This window comes from Arthrobacter sp. MMS24-T111 (assembly GCF_054888995.1).
On record NZ_JBTZRO010000001.1, the window covers coordinates 2754472 to 2774236 of the forward strand.

The following is a 19765-nucleotide window of genomic DNA, read 5'->3' on the forward strand; positions in this document are numbered from 1 at the left end:
GTTGCGGCTTCCCGGGGACGCGGCTGCGCTTGGGCTGCCGGCGCGGAAACATTTCCTTTTCCGTCCGGCTGGTCGTAAAATTAGTTTTGGTCAAAGTGACTATAACTAAGATGGCGACCCCGGGGCGGGGGAGTGGAAGGGGTGTGACGGTGTATTGCAGCTCAGCCAACGTGTCCGAGCGGCAGGCCGCGCCGCCGTCGCTCGCCATCTCCACGGTGATCTTCGCCCTGCGCCCGAGCGCTACCTCCGGCCGCCCCACCTTGTGGCTGCCGCTGGTCCGCCGGATCAGGGAACCCTTCAAAGGCCTGTGGGCGCTGCCGGGCGGGCCCCTGAGCCACGACGAGTCGCTGCAGGACGCCGCGTCCAGGAACCTCCGGGAAACCACGGGACTGAGCCCCAGCTACCTAGAGCAGTTGTATGCGTTCGGCGGCCTGCACCGCTCGCCCACCCAGCGCGTTGTCTCGATCGTCTACTGGGCCCTGGTCCAGCCCACGGAAGCGGCGCTCGCGGACGAGTCGGAGAACGTCAGGTGGTTCCGGGCCGACCGCCTGGGGGACCTGGCCTTCGACCACAACGCGATCGTCGACTACGCCCTCTGGCGCCTGCGCAACAAGCTCGCCTATGGCTCCATTGCCTACCACCTGCTGGGGGAGTACTTCACCTTGGCCCAGGTCCGCGAAGTCTACGAAGCCGTCCTGGACCGCCAGCTGGATCCCGCCAACTTCCGCCGCCAGCTCAAGTCCACCCCGGAAATCGAAGAAACCGGGGAATACCTCCAGGGCGGCAAGCACCGCCCGCCACGCCTCTACCGCTACACCGGCCGGCCAGGCCTTGACCCAGACAACAGGAGCACACCATGAGCAGCGTCAATACGGCAATCCAGCTGATCACGCGCGAACAAGCCGAAAAGGGCGCCGCCGCGGAGCGCAGCACCTGTAGCCCGGCACTGGCGAAAGGCCCCTGGGACTACGACCTCGCCGAGGCGCTCGCAGGTACTCCGGCGTACGGTCCGGGCGCATCGAGCGCCGATCCCGCGCCCGCCTCCACGCCACGCCAGGGCCAGCTGCCGGAGGAATACAAGCTGGCCGGCGATGCCGAACTGGGTGAACGGATCAGGGCGGCCAAGGCCACCCTGGGTGAGCGTGCCGTCATCCTGGGCCACTTCTACCAGCGCGACGAGGTGGTCCAGTACGCCGACTTCGTGGGTGACTCGTTCCAGCTCGCCAACGCCGCCCTGACCCGGCCGGAGGCGGAAGCGATCATCTTCTGCGGGGTCCACTTCATGGCCGAGACGGCGGATATCCTGTCCACCCCGGAACAGGCCGTCATCCTGCCCAACCTCGCGGCCGGCTGCTCCATGGCGGACATGGCGGACGAAGACTCCGTGAAGGAATGCTGGGAGCAGCTGGCAGAAATCTTCGGCACCGAGCCCGACGCCGAGGGCCGGGTTCCGGTCATCCCCGTCACCTATATGAATTCCTCCGCAGCCCTGAAAGCGTTCTGCGGCGAACACGGCGGCATCGTCTGCACATCCTCGAACGCCAGGACCGTTCTGGAGTGGGCGTTCCAGCGCGGGCAGCGGGTGCTGTTCTTCCCCGACCAGCACCTGGGCCGCAACACCGCCAAGGCGCTCGGCGTTTCCCTTGACCAGATGCCCATGTGGAACCCGCGCAAGGACCTCGGCGGCAACGACGAACAGGCACTGCTCGATTCCCGGGTGATCCTCTGGCACGGCTTCTGCTCCGTGCACAAGCGGTTCAGCGTGGCGCAGATCGAAAAGGCCCGGGCCGACTTCCCGGGCGTGCAGGTCATCGTGCACCCCGAATGCCCCATGGAGGTGGTGGACGCCGCCGATGCAGCCGGCTCCACCGACTTCATCAAGAAAGCCATCGCGGCCGCCACCGAGCCCACCACGTTCGCCATCGGCACCGAAATCAACATGGTGAACCGGCTCGCCGCCGAATACCCGCAGCACACCATCTTCTGCCTGGACCCGGTGATCTGCCCCTGCTCCACCATGTACCGCATCCACCCCGGCTACCTGGCCTGGGTTCTGGAGGAACTGGTCGCCGGCCGCATCGTCAACCGCATCACGGTGGACGAGGATGTGCAGGCCAACGCCAGGACGGCACTCGAGCGCATGCTCGCTGCGAGGCCCTAATGACCCGCCAGCCCGGCACGCCGGCGGGTCGCCTCGCCGTCGTGGGCAGCGGCATCGCCGGCCTCTACGCTGCCCTGCTCGCCGCGGACGCCGGTGCGGACGTAGTGCTGCTGACCAAAGGCGCCCTGGAAGACAGCAACACCTGGTACGCGCAAGGCGGCATCTCGGCAGTGCTCGACGAACCGTCGCCCGGGGACACCGTCGCCGCGCACATCGCCGACACCCTCCGCGCCGGGGCAGGACACTGCAACGAGGCCGCCGTCCGGCTCATGTGCACCGAGGCGCGCGAGGACATCGCCGGGCTCCAGCGGTACGGGGTCCGCTTCGACGCCGCGCACGACGACGGCCCGGCGCTTGGGCTCGAAGCCGCACACAGTGCCCCGCGCATCCTGCACGCCGGCGGGGACGCCACGGGGGCGCGGGTGGCCGGTGCGCTCATCCAGGCAGTCCGGGACCGGCGCGACCGCGGCACGCTCCGCATCCTTTCCCAAGCCCAGGCAACCGCCCTGGTCACTACATGCGGCAGCGTCAGCGGAGTCGAATACCTCCAGGCGTGCCGGCCGTCCGTCCTGGCGGCCGACGCCGTCCTCCTGGCCAGCGGCGGAGCAGGCCAGCTGTTCGCCCAAACCACCAACCCGGCCGTCGCCACCGCGGACGGACTGGCGCTCGCCGTCCGCGCCGGCGCAGCCGTGAAGGACCTCGAATTCTTCCAGTTCCACCCCACCTGCCTCGTCAGTTCCGCCACCGCCCACCCCGGCCGGCTGGACGGTCCGCTGCTGATCTCCGAAGCCGTCCGCGGCGAAGGAGCCACCCTGCTGGACGCCGGCGGCAGGCGCTTCATGCAGGCCTACCACCCCGACGCCGAGCTCGCGCCCCGCGACGTCGTCTCCCGCAGCATCGCCCTGCACCTGGCCAAACTCGGCGACGCCAACGGCCACGTCTACCTCGACGCCCGCGCCATCGAGCAGGCCAAGGGCGAGGGCTTCCTTCGCCGGCGGTTCCCCACCCTCACCAGGAAAACCCTTGAGGCCGGCATTGACTGGACCCGTGAACTGGTCCCCGTCGCTCCCGCCGCCCACTACTGGATGGGCGGGGTAACCACCGACCTCAACGCCCGCACCAGCGTCCCCGGCCTCTACGCCGCCGGCGAGGTTGCGTGCACGGGCGTCCAAGGGGCAAACCGACTGGCCAGCAACTCCCTCCTCGAGGGACTCGTCTTCGGCCGCCGCGCTGTTGAAAGCTTCCTCTCCGGTGACAGGGGCTGGGGCGCGTCCCGCGTCAGTGATGCTCCGCGTGCTGCCTCGGCCGCGGGCGGCCTCCGCTTGACGCACGCTTCCGCACCCCTGCCGCGAAACGCGAGTGCGCACGTCACCGTCACTGCTGTTTTAGAAGGCGCGGCGGATCGCTCAGGTGCGCTGGCAGGGAGCGGGCCGTCCAGCTCCGGTAGGGGAGAAGGGGCCGGCGAGCCGTTTTCCCGGGAGGCTCTTCGCCGCCTCATGACGTCCCATGCCGGGGTGCTGCGCTCCGGGCATCTGTTGCGGGAGGCGGCCGCCACGCTTGAGTCCTGGGCCGCCGTCGTCCGTCCTGATGCTGTTGATTCCTCCGTAGACCCTGTGGCGTCCGAGGACCGAAACCTTCTGCTGGCCGCCCGGCTGCTGGTGGCTGCCGCGCTGGACCGCACCGAATCGCTGGGCGCCCACTACCGCAGCGACGAAGCCGCCGAACCCGAGAACACCTGCCCTCCGCGCCCGAAAGCGAGCCTGCTCCATGACTGAACCCGCCGTAATCGACCATGCCGCTGCCGTGCGGCCCCTCGACCTGACCCTTCCGGCGGCCCCCGTGCGGGAGATCCTGGTGCGGGCCTTCGCCGAGGACGCACCCTCCGGGGACATCACCTCCCAACTCCTGATTCCCAAAGGAGCGCGTGCCACCGCCGTCCTCAACGCCCGTGTCCCGGGCATTTTCAGCGGCGCCACCGTCTTCCGGGATGCCATGGAGCTCGTGGACCCTGCCACCCGGGTGGAACTGCTCGTCGCGGACGGCCAGGCGTTCGCGGCCGGCACCCACCTGGCCCGGGTCAGCGGATCCGCGCGTTCGGTGCTGCTGGGCGAACGCGTGGCGCTCAACCTGGTGCAGCGGATGTCCGCGATCGCCACCAAGACCGCCGGGTTCGTCCGGCTCACGGAGGGCACTCGCGCCCGCATCACCGACACCCGCAAAACCACCCCCGGCCTGCGCGTCCTGGAACGCTTCGCCGTCCGGTGCGGCGGCGGCTCCAACCACCGGTACAGCCTGTCGGACGCCGTCCTGGCCAAGGACAACCACCTGGCCGTGATGACCGGCGGAGACCCTGCCAAACTCACCGGTCTCCTGTTGGCAGCCAAAGCACAGCTGGGACACACCACCCACTTCGAAGTGGAAGTCGACCGGATGGACCAGATCGAGCCCGTCCTCGCGGCAGGGGTGGACACCATCATGCTGGACAACTTCACGGTGCCGGAACTGCAGGCCGGAGTGGCCCTGGTTGCCGGACGTGCCCTGGTGGAGGCCAGCGGCAACGTCAACCTCGATACCGTCGCGGCGATCGCCGCCACCGGCGTGGACGTCATCTCGGTAGGGGCCCTCACGCACACCGTGGCCGCCCTGGACCTGGGCCTGGACGTCGAACTGACTGCCGGGTGACCCGTGATCTTCCTTGATGCAGCCGCCACCACGCCCGTCCGCCGCGAGGTGCTGGACGCCATGTGGCCGTACCTCACCGGCGGGTTCGGGAACCCCTCCAGCCACCACACGCTCGGTGAGGCTGCGGCGGCGGCACTGGCCGGGGCACGGTCCGCCGTGGCCGCCGTCCTGGGCTGCCGTCCGGGGGAAGTGGTGTTCACCTCTGGCGGCACGGAAGCGGACAACCTTGCCGTCAAAGGAATTGCGCTGGCACGGCAGGCCGCCAACCCGCGACTGGACCGGGTGGTGATCAGCGCCGTCGAACACCCCGCCGTGGAGGAATCCGCCCGGTACCTGGAGCGGTTCCACGGGTTCGCGGTGGACGTGGTGCCGGTAGACAAGTCCGGCCTGGTCAGCCCGGATGCGCTCGCCGCGCTGCTCGGACCGCGAACAGCCCTGGTCAGCGTCATGTACGCCAACAACGAGGTCGGTACCGTGCAGCCCATCAAAGCCTTGGCGGAACTGGCCCGCAGCCAGGGCATCCCGTTCCACACCGATGCCGTCCAGGCGGCCGGCTGGCTGCCGCTGGACGCCAAGGCCCTGGGAGTGGACGCGATGAGCATCTCGGGGCACAAGCTGGGCGCTCCGAAAGGGTGCGGGATGCTCTACGTCCGCAGCCGCACCAGGCTCGAACCGGTGGTCCACGGCGGGGGCCAGGAGCGCGGACGCCGTTCAGGCACGGAGAACGTGGCCGGTGCGGTGGGCCTGGCCACGGCGCTCACCCTGGCCCATGCGGGACAACAACAGCAACGGGAGAGAGTGGCCGCCCTGCGCGACCGGTTCATCGCAGCGGTGCTGGAAGCCGTGCCGGACGCCGTCCTCACCGGCCATCCCGCCGAACGGCTGCCGTCGGTGGCATCATTCTGCTTCCCGGGCACCAGCGGCGAATCCGTCCTCCTGGAGCTGGAACGCCGCGGCGTGGTGTGCTCCAGCGGTTCGGCCTGCGCCGCCGGCTCCGATGCCCCCTCGCCGGTCCTCACTGCCCTGGGACTCTCCGCAGAGCTTGCCCAGACCGCCGTCCGCTTCAGCTTCGACGCATCCGTAACCCCGGAGGAACTGGAGGAGGCTGCCGAAGCGGTTCGGGCCGCCGTCGCCAGTGTCAAAAACCTCGGCGCAGGCCAGGGACGCTAGCGGATCCGTGCCATCGGGTCAGCGGTGCCGTGCGCGGCGGAAGATCCAGTGCCGCAGCATGCTGAACCGGACGGCGGTGGCCAGGAAGCCGGACAGGGTGGTTGCCACCAGTTCATCCCCCACGGTGGCGTCCGGGTTGATCCAGTGCAGCACGCCCAGGCTGCTGCCCGTGATCACCAGCGCCACGCCGATCACCACCAGGCCGTTGAGGTGGTCGCGGGTGCGCCGTTGTCCACCGGCAATCTTGAACGTCAGCCGCCGGTTCAAGGCCGTGTTCAACAGCGACGTGAGGACCAGGGCCACCGCGTTGGCCAACTGTGCGCCCAGCCACGGCCGCAGCAGTGCGTACAGCCCAAGTGAGGCGGCGGTGCAGATGACGCCGACGCCGGTGAAGCGCAGCAGTTGCCGGATGACCGGGAAGCGGAGGACTCCGCGGTAGTGCCTGGTGGCGGGAAGACGGCGGGTTGGCGTCTCCTGGACGGCGGGGGCGGATGTACCCTCCCTCACGCGACCCCACCGGGGGCGCTGTCGGCGACGGGTACCGGGGACTGCGGGCTGTCCAGCGGGAACAGGGCATGCTGCCGGCGCGTGGGGGAGCAAACCATGGTCAGTACAGCTCTCCTACGGGAATTTCCACTGCCAGCCGGTTGGACGGCCCGGGCAGCGGGCAGGCCCAAGCCTCGTTGTAAGCACAGGAGGGGTTGTAGGCAAAGTTGAAGTCGACAACGAACATGGCGTCCGGGCCGGTGCCCTGGACACCATGGAATGCGCCCTTGATGGTGTCCAGCAGGTAGCGTCCGGCCCCGTACGTTCCACCGGGCTGGCCGGCAGTCGCATCCCGGAACGGGACGAAGATGCCGCCGCCATAGCCGTGGATCTTCCAGACCCCAAGCTGGCCCATCTCCGGCAGGTCGAACGTGCCCAGGCGCACAAAATTGACCACGCCGTCGGTACCGGTGTCCACGCTCATCTGCCGGCCGGCGCCTTCCTTGGTCAGCGGTACGTGGAACCGGTAGATCGGATCGTAGTCCGCCGTCTTCAGCCCGGAGAAGCGTGCCTTGTCCGCTGCCGTGAGCGCGGACGCAGGGTGGGTGGCGAACATGAGGTCGCGTTGGTGGCGCCAGTACGAGTGCGCCTCGGCCGGGTCCTCCGCTGAGATCTTGCGGACATTGTCGTAGAGGGCAAAGGTCCTCAGCCGCCAGTCGGCGATGTCAAGGGCGGACATTTCCGCAGGATTCTCTTCGGCTGTGCCGTGCTGCTCTTCCGCCATAGCCTCCAGCCTAGTCCCCGGCCAAGGCAGGTAACGTCCGACGGCGACACGCAGGCCGGGTGCCCGGGTGGCGGAACCGGGCGGTGGCCCGGAAACACCTGCCGTGCCGGCCACGGAAGGCGGCACGGCACGGTTAGGCTGGCTGCCATGAAAGGCAAGGCAACAATCACCGTTCTTTCCCGGATGTCCCTGGTGGCCGCCGCGCTTCTGCTGGCGGGCTGCTCGGGACCCCAGGCCGGCAGCGGACCGGGCTGGACGGCGCAGCCGGACGCCTCCGGATCCACCGGATCAGGGGCGGCAGCGGCATCGCCGGGCGCGTCAGGCAGCGCCCCCGCTTCTGCGTCCGCCACCCCCTCCGAACCCGAGGGCGCCCCCACGGCGTCCTCCTGGAAGACCTTCACGGACCCGGCGAAGACCGTGAGCTTCGACCTGCCGCAGGACTGGATCGCCCAGTCGGTGGCGCCGGAGGAAGGCGTACTCCCCGGCGGCCTGAAAATCGAAGTCAAGAAGCCCGACGGGACGTACGTCGCCGCACTGCGGACGGGGCTGCCGCCGTCTTCCGCCGCTTGCCCGGACAACGCCAGGCACCCCTACACGGTGATCAGCAGCGTGCCCTTCGACCTGGCCGCCCAGGGCGGGGACGGAACCATCCCGCCCCGGATGGTCTACCGGGTGATCCAGGGCTACCGCTACTTTGGCTCCTACGGCATCACCAACCTGGTGGGCGGAAGCGACGGGCAGGCGTGCGAGCTGCGCAACGTGGTGCGCGGACCGGCCGGCAAAGGCGACTACTCGTTTGGCGACGTGGTGTCGTTGAAGGCCTTCGCCCCGGACGAGAAAGTGGCACCGGCGATGCCGTTCGACACCCTTGCCCAGGCCGCCCAGTATGTCAATGACAGTTCCGACTTCGCCAACGTACAGCGGATGCTAATGTCGCTGAAGGTCAAAAACTAGTCCCGCTGCCCGCACTCACCCGGTGCCGGGGACCGCGACTTGCCGTCCACCCCCAACACCCCCGGAGAGACATGGAACGCTCTGTTTCCGCACGCCTGGCCTTCAGGACCACCGCCCATACCAAAGTGGCCATGGCCATTGCCGCGGCGAGGAACAGCGGCTATTCGTCCTTTGCGGAATCCTTGTCCGTCACGGCCGGCGGTGCGGACGTGCCGCTCACGGAGGTGTCCGACCACCACGGCGGCCGGTTCCACTACATGGAGTTCGACGAACCCACCGAGGTTGCTGTGGAATATACCGCCACGGTGTCCGGACGCGCCGTTCCCGAAGAAGCGGAGCTGGCCGACCGGATCCGTTACGTCCGCCCCAGCCGCTACGCGGAATCCGACCGGCTGCTGCCCACCGCCTATGCCGAATTCGGCGGGATCCATGGGGCCGCCCTGCTGCATGCGGTCCGGAACTGGGTCAACGGCGAGTTGCGCTACATCAGCGGTTCCTCCCGGGGCACGGACGGGGCAGTGGAGACTCTGCTGAGCCGCCGCGGCGTGTGCCGGGACTTTGCGCACCTGGCCATCGCCCTGCTCCGTTCCAAGGACATCCCCGCCCGCCTTGCGGCCGTCTACGCCCCAGGCCTCAGCCCGATGGATTTCCATGCGGTGGCGGAAGCCTACGTGGAGGGTGCGTGGCATGTCATCGACCCCACAGGGCTTGCCCCGCGGGAATCGATGCTCCGGATCACCGCGGGCCGGGACTCGTCGGACACGGCGTTCCTTTCCACCGTGGGCGGCAGCCTGACCCTGACCCAGCTGCGCATCACGGCCGTGGTCAACGGCGAGTTGCCGGTTGAGGACCCGTCCCGGCTGGTGGCGCTGGGCTGAAGCCGGACCCGCCGGCCCGGCGTCGGGATTAGCGTGGCAGGGTACCCAGGGAGGCCCGCAGCTTGTCGGTGAGCCGCCTGAGTTCCTTTTGCTCGGCCGCCGTCAGCGCGGGAGCCACCAGCGCGGAGATGTCCCGGACGTGCTCGCGGCCGATTTCCTTCTGCAGCTCCCGCCCTTCATCCGTGAGCTTGAGCAGCACTCCACGGCCGTCCTCGGGCGCCGGCATCCGGGCCACCAGGCCGCGCTTCTCGAGCCGCTCCACCAGCCTGCTGAGGCTGGACTGGCTCAACAGGACGTTGTCGTTGAGCTCGTTGAGCCGCAGCCAGCCGGAGGGACAGCGGGAGAGCGTGAACAACACGTCATATTCGTTCAGTGCCAGCTTGCGGAACGCCGGCCCGGACTGCAGCTTGCGCATCACCGCAACCTGCGCCCGGAACAGCGACTCCCAGGTTTCGGCCGCCAGCCGGACCGGCGAGTCGGATCCTTGCGCGGCCATCATGCCTCCGAGGTGGTTTTTTCGGCGTCCTGGGCGGCCAGCAGCGCGGCGACCCGCCCGGCGTGGGTGGGCGGCTCGGGAACCTGTGCGGGCTTGCGTGCTGCATACTCCTTGCGCAGCGTGGGCAGGACTTCCTCGCCGAACAGGTCCAGCTGCTCCAGGACGGTCTTCAGCGGCAGGCCGGCGTGGTCGATCAGGAACAGCTGGCGCTGGTAGTCGCCGAAGTACTCGCGGAAGGTCAGGGTCTTCTCGATGACTTCCTGCGGGCTGCCCACGGTCAGCGGAGTCTGCGAGGTGAAGTCCTCCAGCGAGGGGCCGTGGCCGTACACAGGAGCGTTGTCGAAGTACGGGCGGAACTCCTTGACGGCGTCCTGGGAGTTCTTCCGCATGAAGAACTGGCCTCCCAAGCCAACGATTGCCTGGTCTGCCGTGCCGTGGCCGTAGTGTTCGTACCGCTCGCGGTAGAGGCCGATAAGCTGCTGGTAGTGCTCCTTGGGCCAGAAGATGTTGTTGGCGAAGAAACCGTCGCCGAAGTATGCGGCCACCTCTGCGATCTGCGGCGTCCGGATGGAGCCGTGCCACACGAACGGCGCCACACCGTCCAACGGCCGGGGCGTGGACGTGAAGTTCTGCAGCGGGGTGCGGAACTTGCCGGACCAGTTCACGGTGTCCTCGTCCCAGAGCTTGCGCAGGAGGCTGTAGTTCTCGATGGCCAGCTCCACGCCGTCCTGGATGTTCTTGCCGAACCAGGGATAGACGGGGGCGGTGTTGCCCCGGCCCAGGACGAGGTCCACGCGTCCGTCGGACAGGTGCTGGAGCATGGCGAAGTCCTCGGCGATTTTCACGGGATCGTTCGTGGTGATCAGCGTGGTGGCCGTCGAGAGGATGATGCGGTTGGTCTGCGCTGCGATGTAGGCCAGCGTTGTGGTGGGAGAGGAGGAGAAGAACGGCCGGTTGTGGTGCTCGCCCAGGGCGTAGACATCCATGCCGATCTCCTCGACCTTCTTGGCGATGGCCACCGAGGCCTTGATGCGTTCGTGCTCGGTGGGGGTGCGGCCCGTTGTGGGATCCGTGGTGATGTCACTGACGCTGAAAACACCGATCTGCATGATGTGCCTTTCCGTTACTGGACTTGCTGGCTTGGTTTAAGTGTAAACCAATTTAGATGCATTTGCATCTATCGCCTGCTGTAACGCCCCGGCACGGTGAATATTCCCGCGTGTGTTCGCAGGCGGGCCTCCAAAGCCGATGCCCGCACCGCTGGGCGGTACGGGCATCAGGGAGGGGCGCTGTTGCTACTCGGCGCCGCCGGGGGCGGCGCGGCGGCCGCTGAGTTTGGGAATCTGGCCCGTGGTCCAGTCCTTGAACCCGGCGTCGACGTCGGACCCCGGGCCGCGTTCAGGCCGGGCGTGGAGATCCTTCAGCAACGCCTTCTTCTCGCGGCGACCCTCCACCAGCCGGTACAGCACGGGCACCAGGATGAGGGTCAGCGCGGTGGAGGACACCAGGCCGCCGATGACCACCACGGCAAGCGGCTGCGAGATGAAGCCGCCTCCGCCCGTGAGGCCCAGGGCCATGGGTGTCAGGGCAAAGACCGTGGCGAGTGCCGTCATCAGGATGGGCCGCAGGCGCTGCCGGGCACCGTTGGTGATGGCGTCCGCCACGTTCATGCCCGGCCGGCCGTCCCGCGGCTGGCGGTACTGGTTGATCAGGTCGATCAGCACGATGGCATTGGTCACCACGATGCCCACCAGCATGAGCATGCCAATCAGCGACGGCAGGCCCAGCGGAACTCCAGTGACCAGCAGCAGGGCCACGGCGCCGGTGGCCGCGAAGGGAACCGAGACCAGCAGGATCAGCGGCTGGATGAGGGACTTGAAGGTGGCCACCATGATCACGTACACGATGGCAATGGCAGCCAGCAGCGCCAGGCCCAACTGGCGGAAGGAGTCCGCCTGCTGGGTGGTGGCGCCGCCGATCGTCGCAGTGACGCCGGCCGGCAGCTGGACGTCCGCCAGGCGCTTTTGGACCTCGGTGTTCACGGCACCCAGGTTGGAGCCCGACGGCGTGATGGAGACTTTGGCGGTGCGCTCACCGTTGCTGGCGGTGATGGAGACGGGGACGTCCACCTGATCCACGGAGGCAATGCTTCCCAGCGTTACCGGCTTGCCGCCCGCCGGCAGCGGGATGTTCCGGACGGCGTCAATACTGGTGAATTTGGTGCCCTGGCCGATCCGCACCGGGAAATCATTGGTGTCGATGCGGACCGTCCCCGCCGGGATGGGGCTGATGGTGGAAGCCAGGACCCCGGCCACCTGTTGCTCGTTCAGTCCTGCGGCCACCGCCTTTGCCCTGTCCACCTTCACCTGCACCACAGGGTTGCTGGCCGCCAGGTTGCTGGCCACCTCGCTGGTGCCCGGAACGCCGGACATGGCGGCAACCATGGTGTCGCTGGCGGACTGGAGGTCGGCACTGGTGGCGGCCTTCAGCGTAATGTCCACGGTGGACGAGGTGCCGAAGCCGCCCTGCTGGGTGCCGACGGAGATCTTGCCGGAATCAGGCACCTTGGCCAGTTCGGTCCGGACGGTGTCCTGGAGCCGCTCCTGGTTGGCCTTTTCGTCAGTGACCACAGTGAACGTGGAGTTCGAGGATCCGGTGGAGGTGAGCGCGGCGAAGCCGGCCTGCGCATTGCCCGACGTCACCTGGACGTCCTTGATGCCGTCGATGCCGCGCAGGACCTCCTCTAGCCGGATGGCGGCGGCGCTGGTGTCGGCAAGGCTGGTTCCGGCAGGCAGCACCTGGCGCACGGTCAGGCTGTTCTGTCCCGAGTTCCCCAGCAGGTTGGTTGCCAGCAGGGGCGTCATGGCGCCCGTGGCACCGAGTACCAGGACGGCCGCCACCAGGGTGATGACCGGGTGTTTCTGGGTGGACCGGAGGATGGGCAGGTAGCCACGCTGCAGGCGGCTGCGCTGCTCGGCGTCGTGCGCTTTTGCTGTGGCTTCCGCGGCAATCCGGCGCGCCTCGGCGGAACCGGCCGGTGCTCCTTCCGGGGCGCCCTTGGGATTTCTGAGGAACCAGAAGGCGAGTACCGGAACGATGGTCAGGGACACCAGCAGCGACGCCAGCAGCGCCATGGTGACGGTCAGGGCGAACGGCCGGAACAGTTCCCCGGCCAGATCGCCGACGAAGGCAATCGGCAGGAATACGGCCACCGTCGTCAGCGTGGAGGCCGTGATGGCGCCGGCCACTTCCCTGATGGCGGTGAGGATCGCCGTCGACTTTTCTTCGCCGTAGCTGAGGTGCCTCTTGATGTTCTCGATGACCACGATCGAGTCGTCCACCACGCGTCCGATCGCGATGGTGAGCGCACCGAGGGTCAGGATGTTCAGCGAATAGCCCGTGCCTGAAAGGCCGATGAACGTGATGAGCAGCGACAGCGGGATCGAGACGGCGGTGACCAGCGTGGAGCGGGCCGACATCAGGAACAACAGGATGACCCCCACCGCGAAGCCCAGCCCCAGCAGGCCTTCCGTGGTGAGGTCCTTGATGGACTTTTCGATGAACGGTGCCTGGTCGAAGACAGGTGTGAACTTTGCGTTCGATCCCAGCTCCGCCTGGAGATCCTGCAGGGAGTCCCGCACCGCATGGGAAATCCCCACCGTGTCGCCTTCGGGTTTCTTGGTGACGGAAACGGCCAGGGTCTCAGCCCCGTTGGTGCGGGTGATGGAGGTGCGTTCGTCGTCCTTGAGCGAGACGTCGGCCACCGAGCCGACGGTCGCAGCGTTCTTCGCCCCGGCCAGCGGAAGGGCCTTGATGGCGTCAAGGGAATCCACCGGGCTGCCGATCTGCAGTGAGAGGGTCTTTCCCTGGTCCTCGAGGGTTCCGGCCGGGACCAGGGCTCCGTTGTTGGAAAGGGCGTCCTTTATCGCGGTCACGCCCACGCCCGCGGCGGCGAGGGCATCGGTGCGTGGCAGGATCTCGATGTGCTGGGACGCGCCGCCGGTCACGTCGGCGCTGCGGACACCGTCGATCTTCTGCAGCCGGGGCACGGTCAGGCGCTGCAGGTCGGCGTTCAGGTCACTCAGGGACTTGTCCGAGGACACCGCGAGGAACACGATGGGGAAGTCGCTGATGCTCCCGGCGATGGCCTGAGGCTGGACATCGCTGGGAAGCGTCCGTTTGGCGTTGGAGATCGCGCGATCGATCTGGTTCCGGGCCCGGTCGAGGTTGGAACCATAGGTGAAGACCAGGGTGATCTGCGATACGCCGGTACGTGACGTGGAGGAGGTGGATTCCAGCCCCTCCACGCCGTTCAGCGCCTTCTCCAGCGGGCCGCTGACCTGCTTGTCCACCACCTCCGGCGACGCGCCCGGCATGGAGCTGAGCACGGTGATCTGCGGGAACTCAATAGACGGGATGAGCTCCTGCTTCAGCGAGGACATGGTGATCACGCCGAAAACCGAGGCAAAGACGGTGATCAGCGCGATCAGGGCCCTGTTGGCAAGGGAAAGGTGCGCCAGCCGGAACATGGATGCCCTCCTGGGGGTTTAGTGACTGGTACATGCCCTGGGTGCCAGCCGCTGGCCCCGGCAGGGTCAATGGCTGGCGGAAACGCTCTCCAGCTGGAGGGACTTGGCAGTGGCCCGTTCCAGCTCCGCGGCCAGGTCCGGATTTTCATCCAGCTTGACCCCGTAACCGGGCATCATGTCCTTGAGCTTGGACTGCCAGCCCTTGAAATTCCGGGGAACGTCTTCTGCAGCAGTTCAATCATGATGGGGACAGCGGTGGAGGCTCCGGGCGAGGCGCCCAGGAGCGCACCGATGGAGCCGTCGCGGCCGGCGATCACTTCGGTTCCGAACTGAAGGATGCCGCCCTTTTGCGGATCTTTCTTGATGATCTGCACACGCTGTCCGGCGGTGATAAGTTCCCAGTCGCCGCCCTTTGCCTCGGGGTAGTACTCGCGAAGGGCTTCGACCTTCTGGTCGTGCCGCTTTGCCACTTCCTTGACCAGGTAGGCGGTGAGGTCCATGTTGTCCTTGGCCACGGCGAGCATCGGGATGATGTTGCCCGGGCGGATGGACAGCGGCAGGTCCAGGTAGGAGCCGTTCTTCAGGAAGTTCGTTGAGAAGCCGGCGTAGGGTCCGAACAGGAGCGAGCGCTTGCCGTTGACGTAGCGGGTGTCCAGGTGCGGCACGGACATGGGCGGGGCACCAACCGAGGCCTGGCCGTATACCTTTGCGCTGTGCTGGGCGGCGATGGTCTCGTCCGTGCAGCGGAAGAACTGCCCGGAGACGGGGAAGCCGCCGTAACCCTTGCTTTCGGGGATGCCCGAGGCCTGCAGGAGGTGCAGCGCACCGCCGCCGGCGCCGACGAATACGAACTTGGCGTGGATCTTGCCGTGCTCCCCGGAACGCGGGTGCTTCAGCGTCAGGTCCCAGCCGCCGTCGGACGCGCGGGAGATGCCGGTGACGTCGTGGCCATAGTTGATTTCGACGCCGTTGTTCCCCAGGTAGCCGGTGAGCTCACGGGTCAGCGCGCCGAAGTCGACGTCGGTTCCTTCAGCTGCCCGGGTGGCGGCGACGCGCTGCTTGGGGTCGCGGCCCTTGACGATCAGCGGCGCCCACTTGGCAATCTGTGCGTGGTCCTCGGAGTACTCCATGGACCGGAACAGGGTGTGCGGCTTCAGGGCCTCGTAGCGCGTCTTCAGGAACCGGGTGTGGTCCTCGCCGATCACGAAGCTCATGTGCGGGACGGTGTTGATGAAGCCCTTGGGGGAGCCGATCAGGTTGTTGTCCACCAAGTGGGACCAGAACTGGCGGGAAAGCTGGAACTGTTCATTGATGAGCAGCGCCTTGTTGGGGCTTACCGAGCCGTCTTTGGCTGCGGGGAGTAGTTCAGTTCGCAGAGGGCCGCGTGGCCCGTTCCCGCGTTGTTCCAGGGATCTGAGCTCTCGAGCCCCGGCTGGTCCAGCCGTTCGAACAGCGAGAGGGTCCAGTCCGGCTCCAGCTGCTTGAGGAATGCGCCCAGCGTCGCGCTCATGATGCCGCCGCCTATCAGGACAACGTCGGCATGTGGGGTCTTGGAAATGAAAGTCACGATCAGTCTCCGATTGCAGCGGCTCTGGCTGTCACAGAATATCCCCGGGCAGCCGACATACTGAAATTGGACCGGCCCGTCAAGGCTTTAGTTGGACCTTCGTAAAAACTTCATTAAGACCGGGGACGCCGGGTAGCTCAGGACCCGGTCTGACAGGGCAAGGGCGGAGATGGGGAAGGCGATGGGAACGGCCGGAACCGTCGCCGCGATCTGGGAGTTGATGGTGTGATACAAGTCATCGCGCTCCTTGCCGTCCGGCAGGCCGCGGGCCCTGTTGATTTTCGAGAATACCTGCGGATCCTGGTACCCGAATTCGCCGTTCTTCTCGCCGAACAGCGGGCCGACAAAGTTGTCGGCGTCCGAGTACGAGCCGTTCCAGCCGAGGATGTGCAGGGCGTGGTCGCCGGGGGACTGGACTTTCTGGAGGTAGCCATCGGCCCAGTCGACCGGGACGGGCCGGATGTTGAAGCCGGCTGCGGTGAGCTGGCGGCTGAGCTCGGCGTAGACCTTTTCGGGGGTCGGGAGGTAGGGCCGGGTGACGTTCAGGGGATAGTAGAACTTGAGTTCCTCGCCCGCGTAGCCGGCGTCCTTGAGGTAGCTCTTGGCCTTTTCCGGGTCATGGCCCAGTTCCGGAGCATCGTTGTTGAATCCGCTGATTTTGGGCGGGACGAACTGCGTGGCTTTGGCGGTGTTGTCGATGAAGAACTTCCGGATCAGGGTTTCCTTATCGATCGCAAGCTCCACCGCCTGCCGGATCTTTTGGTTTTGCAGCACCGGGACGTCCTGGTTCATGCCCACGTACATCACGGAGAACGGGTCGCGCTGGACGATCTGCTTGCCTCGCTTGACCAGCTGGTCGAAGTTCCCGACGGTCACGGCGTCGTAGCCGTCGATCTTTCCGTCCAGAAGCGCCTGGAGGCGGGTTTGCGGGTAGTTGTAGGCCAGGAAGTTGATGGTGGCGATCTGCCCGCGGTCGCCCCAGTAGGTCTTGTTGCTGGACAGGGTCACGTTGTCGCTGCCCCAGGCGGCGAGTGTGAAGGGGCCGGTGCCCACCGGGTTGGTGGCGAAAACGGACAAGGCCTGGCCGCCGCGGTTTTGGTCCAGCACGTCGGCTTTGCCGGCAGCGAGGGCGGGGGGGAGGCCATCGCGAAAGCGGGCAGTGTCAATGCCTGCAGGAACGCGGTGAAGCGCTGGGTGAGGTCGATCTGCACGGTGTCCGCGGCCACCGCGGTGCAGCCTTGAAGATTGAGAGGCCGGCTTCGTCCGAGTGGGCCTTGAAGACCCCCTTGAAGGAACTGCCCGGTGCCTGCTTCCGCAGTTCGGCGGGGAAGGCGAACCAGCGGTTGAAATTGGTGCAGACGGCGTCGGCGTTGAACGGGGTGCCGTCCTGGAAGGTGACGCCGGTACGGAGCTTGAAGGTGTAGGTGCGGCCCTCGTTGGATTCATTCCATTCGGTGGCCAGCAGGGGCGTGGGCTTTCCCGTGGTCTGGTCAACTCCCACGAGGCCCTCCATGATTTGCCGCGTGATGCGCTGGGACTCGACGTCGTTGGACAACGCCGGGTCAAGGCCCAGTGGCTGGGCGGCGGTTCCGAAGCTGAAGGTCGCTTCCGGTTCCGCGGGCGTGGAGTTGTTCCGGCCGGGCGTGGGGGAGGGGGCCGGCGTGCCTGTGCATGATGTCACGCCCAGCGCCATGAGGACGGCGCCGGCCTTGAGGGCAGTCCGCCGCGATGTACTGCTGGGCACTCGTTTATCACCTCTGGATCCTGCCGGCTCCGCCGTTTGCGGGCCGGGATCCAGTCTAAGGGACACGGCCTGGACGCTGCCCGGACCCGGACACGCCAATGCCGGGCCCCTGGAAAACCAGTGGAACCCGGCTTGGTCGAAGAACGCCTGTTGCCTGTGAGGGCTACTTGGGCATCAGGACGGAGTCGATCAGGTAGACCGTGGCGTTCTTGGTCTTGACGCCGCCGCAGATGACGTTGGCGTTGTCCACCTTGAGGTTGTTGCCGCTGCCGGTGACGGTGACGGAGCCGCCCTCGACGGTGGCGTGGGTGCCGGCGATCTTGTCAGGGGTGATCTGGCCGGGAACAACGTGGTAGGTCAGGATCTTGCTCAGCAGGGCATCGTCCGTCTTAAGGGTGTCGATGGTGGCGGCGTCAATCTTCTTGAAGGCGTCATCCACCGGTGCGAAGACAGTGAATTCGCCGCCGTTGAGGGTGTCCACCAGGTTGACCTTGGGGTTGAGCTTGCCGGACACCGATGCGGTCAGCGTGGTGAGGATGGGGTTGTTGGATGCGGCGACGGCCACCGGATCCAGGGCCATGCCGGCTACGGAGCCCGCGCCGGTGGGAACCTGCTGGGCGTAGGCGGCGCAGCCCGGGCCGACCAGGTTTGCTGCCGGGTCCATGCTGCCGGCCGAGGAGCTGGCCATCGCGCTGGACGACGGTGAGGCCATGCTGGAGCTGGGGCGGAGGACATCGGCGCCGAAGATGCCGAGGACCCGGAGGTGCTGCCCGAACCGCCACACGCGGTGAGGCTGAGCAGAGCGGCCGCTGCAACGCCTGCGACGGTGAAAGTGGTGCGCTTGAAGGTCTGCATTTCAGTACTCCTTGGATCGTTGAGCCTGCTGCCCTTGGAACGGTGCCCGTGGCTTGCAGTCTGACTTGGGGGTAAGCACCTGCCCTTGGCTGGTGTCTCAATGGCTATTCGGCCGGTGGGCGGAAGTGGATGGGTGGATTCGTGGAGTTTTTCTATTCGGGGCATGAACCGGCAGCAAAGGGCCGGCTTAAAGCAAAGGATCCCCCGGCCGAAGCCGGGGGATCCGCGGTGTGCGCAAGGGGGGACTTGAACCCCCACGCCCGAAGGCACAGGAACCTAAATCCTGCGTGTCTGCCAATTTCACCACTCGCGCGCAGGCTTCCCGACAGGAACGCAAGGCGTTCGACGGCGGGATGCCAGTGTCCATTGTAGCGTCGCGCCGGCGGGGTGGTCCGGCAGGTGCGGCGTGGTCAGGCGTCCAGGTTGAGGTCCCGCCGCAACTTGGCCACATGTCCGGTTGCGCGGACGTTGTACTGTGCGAGGGAGACCGTGCCGTCGGGATCCACCACGATGGTGGAGCGGATCAGGCCCTGGTAGGTCTTGCCGTAGTTCTTCTTTTCGCCCCAGGCGCCGTAGGCCTCGGCCACTGCGTGGTCCTCGTCGGAGAGCAGGGGGAACGTCAGGGCTTCATTTGCCGCAAATGTTGCCAGCTTCTCGACGGGGTCGGGCGAAATTCCCAGGACGTCGTATCCGGAGGCCTGCAGGGAGGCAAGGCTGTCGCGGAAGTCGCAGGCTTCCTTTGTGCACCCGGGCGTGGACGCTGCCGGATAGAAGTAGACAATGGTGGAGCGGCCGGATGTCGGGTCAAGGGTGACCTCCTTCCCGTGTGAGTCCTGCAAGGTGAAGGCGGGTGCTTTGTCGCCGGTAACGAGTCTTTCAGCCATTGTTTTTCTCCTTGTTGCGGGCGGGACACAACAGCCTAGTAAGCGGGTGGGGCGAGTGCTAATCGGCACTTGGTTATACTGGCTGCTATGCCTGATATGGATCACTGGCCCACAGGGCGCCTCCTGTCCACTGCTGCGCGCCTCGTTGAACACTCCTGGAACGAAAAACTTGGCGCCATCGGACTCACGCACGCCGGTGTGATCGCCATAGAAGTGCTGGCTGCGCAGGGGCCCATGACCCAGGCCCAGCTTGCCCAGTATGTCCGCGTCCAGGCCCAGACCATGGGCAAGACGCTCAGCCGGCTTGAGTCCCACGGCCATATCGCCCGGGTGCGGAGCACCTCGGACCGCAGGAGCCACGTGGTCTCGCTGACCGAGCGCGGCAAGGAAGCGGTAGCCCAGGCAGTGGAGATGGAGCGTTCGGTGTTGGCTTCCTCTTCGATCGACCCCGAGGTCCTGCGCCAGGAGCTCAAGGCTGTGGTCCGTGAACTCGCCAGCCAGTTCGCGACGACGCCGAGCAACGCCTCTGCGCTGGTGGACTCGAACAAGTAACCGGCTTTTCATAACGCCTTCGA

Annotated in this window: 14 protein-coding genes, 1 tRNA gene and 3 pseudogenes; 8 read left to right on the forward strand and 10 right to left on the reverse strand. The window is 66.9% G+C overall.

What is annotated here, in order from left to right:
* Nucleotides 1-110: 110 nt before the first annotated feature.
* Genes ACX5I6_RS12910 through ACX5I6_RS12930 form a run of 5 tightly spaced genes read left to right on the forward strand, consistent with a single transcriptional unit; the run spans nt 111 to nt 6013 of the window.
* A complete protein-coding gene (locus ACX5I6_RS12910) occupies nt 111-860 on the forward strand; it encodes an NUDIX hydrolase (protein WP_461841716.1) in 750 nt (249 codons plus the stop codon).
* Complete coding sequence (gene nadA / locus ACX5I6_RS12915; RefSeq protein WP_461840729.1) at nt 857-2161, forward strand: quinolinate synthase NadA; 1305 nt, start codon at nt 857-859, stop codon at nt 2159-2161. The genes ACX5I6_RS12910 and nadA overlap by 4 nt, the downstream gene beginning before the upstream one ends.
* A complete protein-coding gene (gene nadB, locus ACX5I6_RS12920; RefSeq protein ID WP_461840730.1) occupies nt 2161-3936 on the forward strand; it encodes an L-aspartate oxidase in 1776 nt (591 codons plus the stop codon). The genes nadA and nadB overlap by 1 nt, the downstream gene beginning before the upstream one ends.
* Nucleotides 3929-4843: a carboxylating nicotinate-nucleotide diphosphorylase gene (gene nadC, locus ACX5I6_RS12925; protein ID WP_461840731.1), complete on the forward strand. Its 915-nt coding sequence runs from the start codon at nt 3929-3931 to the stop codon at nt 4841-4843. Before nadB ends, nadC begins: the two co-directional genes overlap by 8 nt.
* Nucleotides 4844-4846: 3 nt before the next feature.
* Nucleotides 4847-6013: a cysteine desulfurase family protein gene (locus tag ACX5I6_RS12930; RefSeq protein ID WP_461840732.1), complete on the forward strand. Its 1167-nt coding sequence runs from the start codon at nt 4847-4849 to the stop codon at nt 6011-6013.
* An 18-nt stretch (nt 6014-6031) separates the two neighbouring features.
* Here the strand turns inward: ACX5I6_RS12930 and ACX5I6_RS12935 are convergent, their stop codons facing one another.
* Both ACX5I6_RS12935 and ACX5I6_RS12940 read right to left on the reverse strand, forming a co-directional pair.
* Nucleotides 6032-6520, reverse strand: a complete 489-nt coding sequence (locus tag ACX5I6_RS12935) for a GtrA family protein (RefSeq protein ID WP_461840733.1) — start codon at nt 6518-6520, stop codon at nt 6032-6034.
* Nucleotides 6521-6620: 100 nt separating this feature from the next.
* Entirely contained in the window at nt 6621-7283 is a 663-nt protein-coding gene (locus ACX5I6_RS12940; RefSeq protein ID WP_285247601.1) for a DUF1684 domain-containing protein, read from the reverse strand.
* A gap of 147 nt (nt 7284-7430) precedes the next feature.
* Here ACX5I6_RS12940 and ACX5I6_RS12945 point away from each other — a divergent pair, with 147 nt between their 5' ends.
* Nucleotides 7431-8237 carry a hypothetical protein gene (locus ACX5I6_RS12945; RefSeq protein WP_461840734.1) on the forward strand — a complete coding sequence of 269 codons (807 nt, stop codon included), beginning with the start codon at nt 7431-7433 and terminating at the stop codon, nt 8235-8237.
* Between the two features lie 71 nt (nt 8238-8308).
* Nucleotides 8309-9115 (forward strand): transglutaminase-like domain-containing protein, encoded by an 807-nt coding sequence (locus ACX5I6_RS12950; protein ID WP_461840735.1) that lies wholly within the window; start codon nt 8309-8311, stop codon nt 9113-9115.
* A 28-nt stretch (nt 9116-9143) separates the two neighbouring features.
* Here the strand turns inward: ACX5I6_RS12950 and ACX5I6_RS12955 are convergent, their stop codons facing one another.
* The 8 genes and pseudogenes from ACX5I6_RS12955 to bcp all read right to left on the reverse strand — a co-directional run bounded on the left by ACX5I6_RS12955 (nt 9144) and on the right by bcp (nt 19190).
* The gene (locus ACX5I6_RS12955) at nt 9144-9611 is read right to left on the reverse strand and encodes a MarR family winged helix-turn-helix transcriptional regulator (protein WP_461840736.1); all 468 of its coding nucleotides are present in this window, start codon (nt 9609-9611) and stop codon (nt 9144-9146) included.
* Nucleotides 9611-10720: an LLM class flavin-dependent oxidoreductase gene (locus ACX5I6_RS12960; protein WP_461840737.1), complete on the reverse strand. Its 1110-nt coding sequence runs from the start codon at nt 10718-10720 to the stop codon at nt 9611-9613. Before ACX5I6_RS12960 ends, ACX5I6_RS12955 begins: the two co-directional genes overlap by 1 nt.
* A 186-nt stretch (nt 10721-10906) precedes the next feature.
* On the reverse strand, nt 10907-14140 hold the full coding sequence (locus tag ACX5I6_RS12965) for an efflux RND transporter permease subunit (RefSeq protein WP_461840738.1): 3234 nt from the start codon (nt 14138-14140) through the stop codon (nt 10907-10909).
* 66 nt (nt 14141-14206) lie between these two features.
* A pseudogene (locus ACX5I6_RS12970) lies at nt 14207-15707 on the reverse strand (malate:quinone oxidoreductase).
* Between the two features lie 79 nt (nt 15708-15786).
* A pseudogene (locus tag ACX5I6_RS12975) lies at nt 15787-17400 on the reverse strand (ABC transporter substrate-binding protein).
* Between the two features lie 214 nt (nt 17401-17614).
* Nucleotides 17615-18306: pseudogene (locus tag ACX5I6_RS12980) on the reverse strand (fasciclin domain-containing protein).
* Between the two features lie 231 nt (nt 18307-18537).
* Nucleotides 18538-18619 (reverse strand) — tRNA-Leu (locus tag ACX5I6_RS12985).
* A 97-nt stretch (nt 18620-18716) separates the two neighbouring features.
* Nucleotides 18717-19190, reverse strand: a complete 474-nt coding sequence (gene bcp / locus ACX5I6_RS12990; protein WP_461840739.1) for a thioredoxin-dependent thiol peroxidase — start codon at nt 19188-19190, stop codon at nt 18717-18719.
* Between the two features lie 96 nt (nt 19191-19286).
* Between bcp and ACX5I6_RS12995 the strand changes: the two genes are divergently transcribed.
* Entirely contained in the window at nt 19287-19742 is a 456-nt protein-coding gene (locus tag ACX5I6_RS12995; RefSeq protein ID WP_285247757.1) for a MarR family winged helix-turn-helix transcriptional regulator, read from the forward strand.
* Nucleotides 19743-19765: the final 23 nt, after the last annotated feature.

Bases quoted from the DNA above. Each gene is read 5' to 3' on its own strand.
- ACX5I6_RS12995 (WP_285247757.1), top strand. From the start codon at position 19,287: ATGGATCACTGGCCCACAGGGCGCCTCCTGTCCACTGCTGCGCGCCTC.
- ACX5I6_RS12950 (WP_461840735.1), top strand. From the start codon at position 8,309: ATGGAACGCTCTGTTTCCGCACGCCTGGCCTTCAGGACCACCGCCCAT.
- ACX5I6_RS12960 (WP_461840737.1), bottom strand. From the start codon at position 10,720: ATGCAGATCGGTGTTTTCAGCGTCAGTGACATCACCACGGATCCCACA.
- nadA (WP_461840729.1), top strand. From the start codon at position 857: ATGAGCAGCGTCAATACGGCAATCCAGCTGATCACGCGCGAACAAGCC.
- nadC (WP_461840731.1), top strand. From the start codon at position 3,929: ATGACTGAACCCGCCGTAATCGACCATGCCGCTGCCGTGCGGCCCCTC.
- bcp (WP_461840739.1), bottom strand. From the start codon at position 19,190: ATGGCTGAAAGACTCGTTACCGGCGACAAAGCACCCGCCTTCACCTTG.
- ACX5I6_RS12910 (WP_461841716.1), top strand. From the start codon at position 111: ATGGCGACCCCGGGGCGGGGGAGTGGAAGGGGTGTGACGGTGTATTGC.
- ACX5I6_RS12965 (WP_461840738.1), bottom strand. From the start codon at position 14,140: ATGTTCCGGCTGGCGCACCTTTCCCTTGCCAACAGGGCCCTGATCGCG.
- ACX5I6_RS12940 (WP_285247601.1), bottom strand. From the start codon at position 7,283: ATGGCGGAAGAGCAGCACGGCACAGCCGAAGAGAATCCTGCGGAAATG.
- nadB (WP_461840730.1), top strand. From the start codon at position 2,161: ATGACCCGCCAGCCCGGCACGCCGGCGGGTCGCCTCGCCGTCGTGGGC.
- ACX5I6_RS12945 (WP_461840734.1), top strand. From the start codon at position 7,431: ATGAAAGGCAAGGCAACAATCACCGTTCTTTCCCGGATGTCCCTGGTG.
- ACX5I6_RS12955 (WP_461840736.1), bottom strand. From the start codon at position 9,611: ATGGCCGCGCAAGGATCCGACTCGCCGGTCCGGCTGGCGGCCGAAACC.